At 45.1% G+C, this 10490-nt stretch carries 8 protein-coding genes; 6 read left to right on the plus strand and 2 right to left on the minus strand.

What is annotated here, in order from left to right:
• The first annotated feature begins 5 nt into the window (after positions 1 to 5).
• Both GVO62_RS03305 and GVO62_RS03310 read left to right on the plus strand, forming a co-directional pair.
• Positions 6 to 2168: a prolyl oligopeptidase family serine peptidase gene (locus GVO62_RS03305; RefSeq protein WP_159117725.1), complete on the plus strand. Its 2163-nt coding sequence runs from the start codon at positions 6 to 8 to the stop codon at positions 2166 to 2168.
• Positions 2169 to 2320: 152 nt separating this feature from the next.
• The gene (locus tag GVO62_RS03310; protein ID WP_120959085.1) at positions 2321 to 2677 is read left to right on the plus strand and encodes a hypothetical protein; all 357 of its coding nucleotides are present in this window, start codon (positions 2321 to 2323) and stop codon (positions 2675 to 2677) included.
• Positions 2678 to 2760: 83 nt separating this feature from the next.
• Here the strand turns inward: GVO62_RS03310 and GVO62_RS03315 are convergent, their stop codons facing one another.
• The gene (locus GVO62_RS03315; protein WP_159117726.1) at positions 2761 to 5037 is read right to left on the minus strand and encodes a TonB-dependent receptor; all 2277 of its coding nucleotides are present in this window, start codon (positions 5035 to 5037) and stop codon (positions 2761 to 2763) included.
• A gap of 257 nt (positions 5038 to 5294) precedes the next feature.
• Complete coding sequence (locus GVO62_RS03320; RefSeq protein WP_159117727.1) at positions 5295 to 6284, minus strand: GlxA family transcriptional regulator; 990 nt, start codon at positions 6282 to 6284, stop codon at positions 5295 to 5297.
• Positions 6285 to 6426: 142 nt separating this feature from the next.
• Here GVO62_RS03320 and GVO62_RS03325 point away from each other — a divergent pair, with 142 nt between their 5' ends.
• The 4 genes from GVO62_RS03325 to GVO62_RS03340 all read left to right on the plus strand — a co-directional run bounded on the left by GVO62_RS03325 (position 6427) and on the right by GVO62_RS03340 (position 10468).
• Positions 6427 to 8229, plus strand: coding sequence for an acyl-CoA dehydrogenase (locus GVO62_RS03325; protein WP_159117728.1), 1803 nt, complete (start codon positions 6427 to 6429; stop codon positions 8227 to 8229).
• A gap of 79 nt (positions 8230 to 8308) precedes the next feature.
• Positions 8309 to 9076 carry an SDR family NAD(P)-dependent oxidoreductase gene (locus GVO62_RS03330; RefSeq protein ID WP_159117729.1) on the plus strand — a complete coding sequence of 256 codons (768 nt, stop codon included), beginning with the start codon at positions 8309 to 8311 and terminating at the stop codon, positions 9074 to 9076.
• A 146-nt stretch (positions 9077 to 9222) separates the two neighbouring features.
• Complete coding sequence (locus GVO62_RS03335) at positions 9223 to 9984, plus strand: SDR family oxidoreductase (RefSeq protein ID WP_120959090.1); 762 nt, start codon at positions 9223 to 9225, stop codon at positions 9982 to 9984.
• Between the two features lie 25 nt (positions 9985 to 10009).
• Positions 10010 to 10468: a YaiI/YqxD family protein gene (locus tag GVO62_RS03340; RefSeq protein WP_120959091.1), complete on the plus strand. Its 459-nt coding sequence runs from the start codon at positions 10010 to 10012 to the stop codon at positions 10466 to 10468.
• The last annotated feature ends 22 nt before the right edge of the window (positions 10469 to 10490 follow it).

Consider the following 10490-nt stretch of genomic DNA (forward strand, 5'->3'; position numbering starts at 1 on the left):
AAAAAATGAAGAAAAATCTAATATACGCAGCCGTGGTTGCAGCTTCCGCAGGCTTAACTTTGGCTTGCACAAGCTCGCCAAGCGAAACGTCTGATTCAGTTAATATAGAACAGAACAGCGCTGCCATGCCGAAAGTGTCTGGTTATCCAGAAACGAAAACCGTTGCACAGCAGGATAATTATCATGGCACTATGGTTAGCGATCCCTATCGCTGGTTAGAGGAAGAAGACAGCGAAGAAGTAAAAACGTGGGTTGAGTCGCAAAACACGCTTGCTCGCCCTTACTTGGCCGAATTACCCTCGAGAGAACGTTACAAAGAACGTTTAACCGCGCTTTGGGATTATGAGAAGTATTCAACGCCCTACATGGTAAACGGCAAGCTATTTTATTCTTACAACAACGGTTTACAAAATCAGTATGTGCTTTACATGGCAGACGGCGTTGACGGTGAACCCGAAGTGTTGATTGACCCAAATACGTTAAGCGATGATGGCACAGTATCAATGGCATCAACAGAGCTTAGCCCCAAAGCTTCGTACCTTGCATATATGCTATCTGATGGTGGTACTGACTGGAAAACCATTCACCTTCGCAACACCAGCAATAAATCAGACTTAACGGATACTATCAAAGGCATTAAGTTTTCGAATATCGCCTGGTTGCCTGACGAAAGTGGGTTCTTTTACTCTCGTTACCCAAAAAATGACGCGGGCGAGTATGATGATAGTCAAACGGTAGCTATCTACTTTCATGCGATAGGTACAGCGCAAAGTGCAGACAAAAAGATCTTTGCGTTTGAAGGAAAGGATACCTGGAACCCGTATCCTTCAGTTGTACAGGAAGGTGAAACATTACTTATTTCTGTTTTTGAGGGGTATCAGGCTAACGGTGTGTATGCTAAATCGCTTAAAGAGGATGACAGCGAGCTTGTTCCTGTTTTCGACAAGTGGGATGGTCGATACGATTTGATTGGCGAGCATGGCGATGCGCTGTTCTTCACTTCTACTGCAGATGCCCCAACGGGCAAGGTCGTTAAAGTAACTTTTGATAATGGTGTTAACACTACTGAGACCGTTATTGAAAGTACACCTGATACCTTATCTAGCGTTTCTCTTCTAGGTGAGAAGCTTTTTGCGCAGTATCTAAAAGACGTGAAAGGTCAGGTGAGTGTATTTGATTTAACCGGCGAAAAAGTTGATGAAATCACGTTCTCTGACATAGGTAGTGTAAGCGGCTTTTTTGGCGGCAAAAATGCCGATACAACCTTTTATAAACTGACTGGATTTACAAATCCGGGTCAGGTGTATGCCTACAATATAAAAAGTGGTGAGTCTTCGTTATTTAAAACCATTGATACCGGTATTGATTATGACGATTACGAAACAAAGCAGATTTTCTATACCAGTAAAGATGGAACGAAAGTGCCCATGTTTATTGTACATAAGAAAGGCTTAAAACTAGATGGCAACAACAAAACCCTGTTGTACGGGTATGGTGGTTTTAATATTCCATTAGTACCACGATATTCAGTATCGCGTATGGTATGGGTAGAACAGGGTAATGTACTGGCCATAGCTAACCTACGCGGTGGTGGCGAGTATGGGCAGAAATGGCACAAAGCTGGTACTAAGCTAGACAAGCAAAACGTATTCGATGACTTTATCGCAGCCGGTGAGTATTTAGTTGGAAGCGGCTACACCACACCTGAGAAAATGGGTATTCAAGGTGGCTCGAATGGCGGCTTGCTTGTAGGCGCGACCTTAACTCAGCGTCCGGACCTTTTCTCTGCGGCCTTACCTGCAGTCGGTGTGTTGGATATGCTTCGCTATCACACGCCAAGTGCAAATGCACGCGCCTGGTCTTCTGATTATGGGTTAAGTGAAAACAAAGACGAATTTGAAGCGCTTTACGCTTATTCGCCACTTCACAACACTAAGCCAGGCACCTGTTACCCAGCTACATTAGTCACTACAGGTGATCACGATGACCGTGTTGTGCCGTGGCACAGTTATAAGTTTGCAGCTCAAGTACAGGCAGATCAAAGCTGTGATAACCCGGTTTTGCTTCGTGTAGAAACCCGTGCAGGTCACGGTGCAGGTACGCCAACGTGGATGCAAATTGAAGGGTATGCCGACCAGTGGGCCTTTTTAGAGTCTGCCCTTAACTAACTTCCTGCATTTTTAACAAAAACAAGCCGCTATAAAAAGCGGCTTTTTTGTTTGCATTTTAAACAAATGAACATATACTGTATAAATATCAGTATGGTTTATTTTGAATCTTATATAGGCGTGCGACTTTGCACAACCTTTAGGAGAAAATTATGCAAACAGGCATTAAAGCGGTAGATCAACTTATCTCGAAACACGGCATTATGGCTGAATTCGGAGCAGACACCTTTCAACGCCGCACTCGCTTAACCGGTGGCGATGAACGCGCGAACACACTGCCTTTTTGTATGTATCAAAAAGTGGCACACGCCCCTTTATCAAAGCAATTTACCGTGCACCATTTTTACATGCCGGGGAACAAAGGAAAGTTAGCGAGCTTTTTGTTTGATGAAAAAGGGCAGTTAATAGAGCAGGTCTACTATCAAAAAGTCGCGCGGTGGGTGCAGGTGTGCAGAAAACTACAGCAATTAGTGGAAGTGCCAACCTCAGACGTTCATATGGCGGCGTAAAAAAAAGCGGTAGCGTTTGTAAACGCTACCGCTTTTGATAAACCAAATCGCTACCCTACATGAAAGTAGCTACCTATATTGGCTTAGTAATAAGTGTACTTAAACTCAACACCCCAAACGCGTGGCTCGTTTACGATACCCGTTAGGTTGTTGAAGTCGATTGCACCTTTAACGTTATCTTCGTCAGTAATGTTACGGCCAAATAGCGCTACTGTGTAGTTGTGCGCGAAGTTTTCGTAACCAATACGTAGACCACCTTCGAAGTTGTCGTCAGTAGTGAATTCAACCGCTTCGTATAGGAAGATGTTAGTTTCACCTTGGAACGCCCAATCGGTAAACACGAAGAACTCACCGTCATCACCCATAGGAATGGTGTAACGAGCAGTAAAGTTGAAGATTGACTCTGGTGCTTGTGGGAATGGGTTGCCGTCGATTGAAGCAACAAAACCGTCTGGACGAGGGTCGGTTACTGTACAGTTTCCTGTAGAACCAAACGCTGGGTTAGTACCACATGGCGAAACCGTTAACGTATCGTCTTTGATTTCAGTGTGGTTGTAGCTGTAGCCTGCAGTAAACGTTAGTTCATCAGTTGCAAGCCATTGTGCATCTACTTCAAAACCGTACGCTTCACCTTTGTCAGCATTAACTAATGCTGTAAAGTTATTGCCACCACCGATCGCAGAGAACTGCATATCATCTACTGTGTAGTAGAATGCAGCTGCGTTTAAGCGAAGTGTGTCGTCTAGAAGGTCAGATTTAACGCCTACTTCAAATGAATTGATAGTTTCAGCATCAGCAACAGAAGGTGCGCCTTCAAACGCAACGTCACGGCCTTGAATAGTTTGGGCGCGGAAGCCGTTTGCATAACGTGCGAAAACAGACATGTCGTCAGTAACGCGGTAGTTTGCACTAAGTTCAAAGCTAGCTTGACCATCATCTACATCAATGTCGTCGTAGTCCTGAATTTGAGCATCTCCGGTAACCAACGCAAAACCATTCACGTTTTGATCGCCAACCACTAAACTCTTAGAGTCGTGCGTATAGCGAATACCACCGGTAACGTTTAGTTTTTCGTTAACTTGGTAAGAGGTTTGACCAAATACCGCCCATGTTTGGTTTTCGTGGAATACGGTTGTTGCACCAAAGTAGCCGTCGATACTGGTTACATTGAACGATGCATCATAGTAGAAGGCTCCAACCTGCCAGTTCATCGCATCACGGCTGTTGCTTGCAAGTCTAAATTCTTGAGTGTATTGCTCTAGGTCATCAAGGTTATCTTGCGTTACCGCCGAGAAAGGAATGAAACCAGGACCTGAAGTACCGTCTGCACGGTTAAAACCACCATCAACATCGCCTAAGCTTGAGCCATCAGCTGTTTCGATAGCCGAGATAGACGTGAAGGTAACTTCATCCATATCGTATTCAAGTTTTAGTGACGCACCAAAACCGTCATATTCTTGTGGGTTATTGTCGATGCCGTCGCCTTGAAGGTCGCCATCATAGAAAACCGTTTCGCGATCGTAGTTTTCGTTAAGCTCGTTACTGCCTTTGGTGAATACGTTGGCACGGAAAATAGACGCTGTACCTTCAAGCTCGCGACCGTGTACGTTTAATAGTGCAGAGAAGTCAGCAGACGGTTCCCAGAGAAGCTGTAAACGATAGGCTTTCTCATCGTAGCCACCGATTGCATCGTTTTCGCCTGTGAATGCGTTATCGATGTAGTCGTCACGTTCTTGTGACAATACAGAAAGACGAGCAGAAAGTTCGTCAGTGAGGCCACCGCTAATAGCACCTTCGAAGTTCATTGTTCCGTAAGAACCAAAACCAGCTTTCGCGTAACCTTCAAGGTCTTGTGTCGGTTTTACAGTATCAAACTTAATGATACCTGCAGTGGTGTTACGACCAAATAATGTACCTTGTGGACCGCGAAGAACTTCAACTTGTTGAACGTCGAAAAGCGGGAAGCTCTTAAGTACTACGTTTTCCATTACCACTTCGTCCATGATAATAGAAACAGGTTGTGACGCCGCTAGGTCAAAGTCGGTGTTGCCAAGACCACGGATATAAAAGCGTGGAGCGACACGACCGTTTGACGACTCGGCGTAAAGACCAGGTACACGTACCGCTAGTGCAAGAATGTCTTCACCACCAGAGAAAAGGCTTTCGAATTTTTCACCGCTTAACGTCGCTACAGAGATTGGTACTTCTTGAATTGACTGAGTACGCTTTTGCGCAGTAACGGTAATTTGTTCAAGTGAGGCTTCTTTTTTTTCTGTCGTTGCGGCCTCTTGTGCAAGAACTGAAGAGCTGAACGCGGCACTAACAGCTAGTGCTAGCGTGGCGATTTTGTGTGTTCTCATGTTTCCACCAAGATGATTTTGAAATTATACTTTTGTAGTGTTTTAAGCACATAAATTTTCGATCTATGCTTGGCGCTGCATTTTACACAAAGTTTGGAATAAAAACTTCAAATTTGTGCAAAAAAGGGCTCATTTCAACTGATGTGCACTATATTGGAAAACTCGCATATACATTAAAGCCCTGTTTGCACTGTCATGACCCAATTAGTATTCGAAACTATTCTTACTGGTGCAGCTCCCTTGTAAAACGGGAAAAGCTAGTTTCGCTTAAACTTCGCTCGATACTGAGAAGGGGACATTCCTGTCGCTTTTTTAAATAGTCGAGTGAATGAACTTAGGTCTTCGTAACCTACGGCGCTTATCAGGCTTTCTAATGGAGTATTTGAGGTTTCTAACAACTTTCTTGCCTGTTCAATCCGCAATGACTGTAAATATTGACCCGGAGTGGTATTGCATGCATTTTTAAACCGGCGTATTAACGTTCGCTCGGTCATATTGTGCTGTGTTGCCACGTCAGAAATTGTGACTTTGCTTTGCAGATGCTTTTCCAAAAATGACTGAACCTCCATAATATCTTTATCCGAATGGAAACGCCGTTGGCGACTGCTCGCATAAATAGTTTGGCTTGTCCTCGACACATCTAACACATGAGATTTCGCAGTATCGCTTGCCACTTGATGACCACAATATCGCTCTATCAATAAAATGGACAAATCAATCCATGCCATCCCTCCACCTGCACAATAGATTTCATTGTCTTCCGTCACCATTTTTTCAGGCTGTAAATTGACTAAGGGAAACATAGCGCTAAATTTTTCGGCATATCCCCAGTGCGTTGTGGCAATCTTATCTGTAAGTAACCCTGTATTTGCCAATAAGAAAGTGCCAGTGCAGTTTGCAGCAATATCGGCGCCCACCTTTTGCAATCTTTTTATATGAACAAGTAATGGCAGTGTTTCAATGAGAACTTGGTCTATATCCCCACCAATAGTAGGGATCAATAAAATATCCGTGTGAGAGACGTCTTCAATAGCGATATTCGGCTGCAATGTAACCTGATTCGAGCAAAGAAATGCTTGGCCGTGATGACTGGCTAACTGCACTTTAAACTGCGGTGAGGTTGGTAATTTGTGAATGCGCTGCCAACTGATACCAGCAAACGCAAATACATCCAACGCTCCAGTTATTGCTGAAGCGAGAGCCTGATCAAAGCCGAGCACGGTAACGGTAAACTTCGGTTTATTCATAAAAGTAATTCAGGTTATTAATACGGATAAAAGCTGCTTATTGTTGGCGGTATTGACCATTATTGTGTCATTAATGACAATAATGGCACGATAACGAATATGACACAATGTGTTAACAAGTATTTGTAAAGGACAAAACACCATGGCCGACCAACTCATTCCTCGTCGTGAAATGCAATTCCAGCTTTATGAAGTATTAGACACTGCTGCTCTTTGCGAGAAGACGCGATTTGAAGAGCACAACGTTGAAACCTTTAATGCCGTTGTCGATATGGCTGAGAAGATGGCAGAGGAGCTTTTTCTTCCTCACAACGCTGTTGCTGATAAGAATGAGCCCACATTTGATGGGACCAAGGTATCAATGATCGATGATGTGAAAGTGGCATTCGACACATACAGAGAGACGGGCTTTATTGCAGGTCACTTCGATTATGAAGATGGTGGTATGCAGCTTCCTGTTACTGTGATGAATGCTTGTGCAGGTTATTTTTTAGCAGCGAACCCTTCGTCCACTGCCTATCCATTTTTAACGGCAGCTGCAGCGAACGTTATAAAACACTTTGCATCAGAAGACGTAAAAAACGCGTTTTTACCTAAAATGCTCAGCGGCGACTTTACCGGCACCATGGCACTTACCGAGCCTCATGCCGGATCGTCGCTTGCAGATATTCGCACCTCGGCACGGCTTCAAGAAGATGGCACCTATCGGGTAAAAGGTAGCAAAATTTATATCTCAGGCGGAGAGCATGAGCTTTCTGACAACATTGTACATTTAGTGCTAGCTAAAATTCCTGGCGGCCCGGCTGGTGTGAAAGGTATCTCACTATTTGCTGTGCCTAAATACCGTTTAGATGCTGATGGCAATCCAGATGTGCGCAATGATGTAACCCTTGCCGGCCTTATCCACAAAATGGGCTATCGGGGCACCACATCCACGGCGTTAACCTTCGGTGAGAATGGTGATTGTCATGGTTATCTGATTGGTGAACCACACCAAGGTCTGCGCTACATGTTCATGATGATGAATGAGGCACGCATAGGCGTGGGCTACGGTGCAGCGATGATTGGCTATCGCGGTTATCGTTATTCATTAGAATATGCAAAAGATCGCACGCAGGGGCGTGCGGCACCTAATTTAGCGCCAGAAGACGACCCAACACCAATCATTAATCACGGTGACGTTCGTCGTATGCTGCTAGCTCAGAAAGCATATTGCGAAGGCGGTATGGCGCTTTGTCTTTATGGCAGCATGCTCATAGACGAAATGGAAACCGAAACTGATAGCGAAAAACGCACCGAACTTTCCCAGCTTCTTGACCTATTAACGCCAGTGTTTAAGGCCTGGCCGTCTGAGTTCGGCCCTAAAGCAAACGACTTGGCGATTCAAATACTAGGTGGCGCGGGTTACACCCGAGAATATCCTGTTGAACAATGCTGGCGCGACAATCGCTTAAACCCCATTCATGAGGGGACTAACGGTATTCAGGCGCTTGACTTGTTAGGTAGAAAGTTATGGCAGCATGACGGGAAAGGACTTCAAGTGTTACTTGCTCGAGTAACCGCTGACATGAAGCGCGCTGAAACACCAAGAGCACAGGCACTCGCTGCTAAGCTTAAGCCCTACTTAGACAAACTCGGCGTGCTTATTCAGCAAGCGGCGGGAGATTTACGCTCAGATAAGCAGTCGGTATTGCTAACCAATGCCAGCTGCTTTTTGAACATATTCTCAAGCTGCGTTGTGAGTTGGATTTGGTTACGCCAAGCAAACGTTGCTGAGCAAGAGTTGGCTCATGAAGTGGGTGAACAAGATGTCGATTTCTATGAAGGTAAGTTAGCTGCTGCAGAGTACTTCCTGAATTGGGAGCTGCCGTTGGTAAGCCGTGATATTGAAGTTTTGAGTACGCGTGACACAACGTGTAATGACGTAAAGGCAAGTTACTTCTAGCTGTAGAGCACGATTTATAAAAAGCGATGGCGTGCAGGTTCACGTCATCTCGATGACTTAATTACTTGGAGTACAGCTAATGAACATAGCTGCAAATGTTGAAGGCAAACATATTCTTATTACTGGCGGTGGCTCGGGAATTGGCGCTGCATCTGCCCGCGTATTAAGCGCCAGAGGCGCAATGGTAGGTATCGCTGACCTAAACGAAGATAACGCAAAAGCGCTTGCAGATGAAATTACCAAATCAGGTGGCAAAGCCTTTGCGGTGTCGGTAGACGTGACCGAGCCTGCTCAGGTTAAAGCGATGTTTGATACCGCTTTTTCTCATAATGACAAAATTGACGTCATTATAAATAACGCGGGTATTGATCATTTTCCTGCGCCTCTTACCGAAGTTGACGACGCTATGTTTATGAAAAACATTCAGGTCAATTTAGCTGGCGTATGGTATTGCATGAAAAACGCGCTGAAGCATATGACGGCAACAGGTGGCGGCCATATTATCAATATTGCTTCTGTGGCTGGGCTGCGCTCTGCGCCTATGATCAGTGCTTACAGTGCGTCTAAGCATGGAGTTATAGGTTTAACGAAATCAGCAGCAGTAGAATACGCGCGGGCTAACATTCGCATCAATGCGGTATGCCCTAGTTTTGTAGACACACCGATGGTACAGGGCGTGCTATCTAAGCTAGATGAGCGTGGTCAAAAAGGCCTCATTGGCGCAAATCCGATGAAGCGCCTTGGTAAGCCCGAAGAAATTGCAAATGCTATTGCATGGCTGTGTAGCGACGAATCATCGTTTATGACTGGCCAGTCTGTTGTACTTGATGGAGGCATGCTGGCATAGAACATTCATGTTTCGATGCCTAAAGGCTTGCCTTCTATTCTTAGAATTTGAGCCTATGATTTTTTTAACAGATTTCGCAACTAACGTAGGTAGCTAAAAAGCTATCCAATTGGTTAGTTCATAAACAGCAAGAGAAGGAATATTTGATGAAGAACTTATTCGATTTAACAGGAAAAGTTGCACTGGTCACTGGCGCCAGCCGTGGTATTGGAGAATCTATTGCTCGTTTGCTTGCACAATACGGGGCCCATGTGATTGTATCGAGCCGCAAAATTGACGGCTGTGAAGCGGTTGCTTCATCTATTCGCGACGCAGGCGGCAAAGCTACCGCACTGGCGTGTCACGTAGGCGAAATGGAACAAATTACTGAAGCCTTCAATGTAATCAAACGTGATTTCGGCAAACTGGACATTCTTGTAAATAACGCGGCGGCTAATCCGTATTTCGGTCACATTCTAGATACTGATCTGGGTGCCTACAACAAAACTGTAGATGTAAATATTCGCGGTTATTTCTTCATGTCTATTGAAGCGGGCAAAATGATGAAAGAGCAGGGCGGTGGTGTAATTTTAAATACGGCATCAGTAAACGGCGTCACCCCTGGTGACATGCAGGGAATTTACTCTATTACCAAAGCGGCGGTTATCAGCATGACTAAATCGTTCGCAAAAGAATGCGGTAGCCTGAACATTCGCGTCAACGCGCTTCTCCCTGGATTAACGGATACTAAATTTGCATCGGCGCTAACAACCAATGAGCAAATTCTTAAACATGCGCTTAAAGTCATTCCTCTTGGTCGCGTTGCTGATCCCGATGAAATGGCGGGTACCGTATTGTACTTAGTCTCAGACGCTTCAAGCTACACCACGGGCACGACAGTGGTGGTAGATGGTGGTATGCTAGCGTAATTAGTCACAATTACGAGATACGACCATGCATATATGGGTTGACGCCGACGCGTGCCCTGCAGTTATTAAAGACATTCTTTTTAAGGCAGCCAGACGAACTAAGCTGCCTTTGTCTTTGGTGGCGAACCATTCTATGTCTGTTCCACCAGACAAACATATAACATTGACCCAGGTGCCTTCTGGCTTCGATGCCGCAGATGATTACATCGTGGAGAAGTGCGAAGCTGGTGATTTGGTGATAACTAATGACATCCCCTTAGCGGCTGATGTGCTGGCGAAAAATGCCCTAGCGCTCAACAATCGTGGTGAAGAATACGATAAGTCGTCTATCAAGCAGATATTGGGTATGCGAGATTTTATGGACACCATGCGCTCAAGCGGCGAACATACCGGTGGGCCCAAAGCATTTTCACAGCGCGACAAACAGAACTTCGCCAACGCACTAGATCGACTTCTAACCCAAGGCCTCCGCAACCTCAAATAAATTATTGGGGTCAGAGTCTGAG

The organism is Alteromonas sp. KUL150, from assembly GCF_009811475.1.
Taxonomy (GTDB): Bacteria; Pseudomonadota; Gammaproteobacteria; order Enterobacterales; family Alteromonadaceae; genus Alteromonas; species Alteromonas gracilis.

Coding starts and splice junctions, on each gene's coding strand:
- GVO62_RS03330 (WP_159117729.1), top strand. CDS start 8,309: ATGAACATAGCTGCAAATGTTGAAGGCAAACATATTCTTATTACTGGC.
- GVO62_RS03310 (WP_120959085.1), top strand. CDS start 2,321: ATGCAAACAGGCATTAAAGCGGTAGATCAACTTATCTCGAAACACGGC.
- GVO62_RS03320 (WP_159117727.1), bottom strand. CDS start 6,284: ATGAATAAACCGAAGTTTACCGTTACCGTGCTCGGCTTTGATCAGGCT.
- GVO62_RS03335 (WP_120959090.1), top strand. CDS start 9,223: ATGAAGAACTTATTCGATTTAACAGGAAAAGTTGCACTGGTCACTGGC.
- GVO62_RS03340 (WP_120959091.1), top strand. CDS start 10,010: ATGCATATATGGGTTGACGCCGACGCGTGCCCTGCAGTTATTAAAGAC.
- GVO62_RS03325 (WP_159117728.1), top strand. CDS start 6,427: ATGGCCGACCAACTCATTCCTCGTCGTGAAATGCAATTCCAGCTTTAT.
- GVO62_RS03315 (WP_159117726.1), bottom strand. CDS start 5,037: ATGAGAACACACAAAATCGCCACGCTAGCACTAGCTGTTAGTGCCGCG.
- GVO62_RS03305 (WP_159117725.1), top strand. CDS start 6: ATGAAGAAAAATCTAATATACGCAGCCGTGGTTGCAGCTTCCGCAGGC.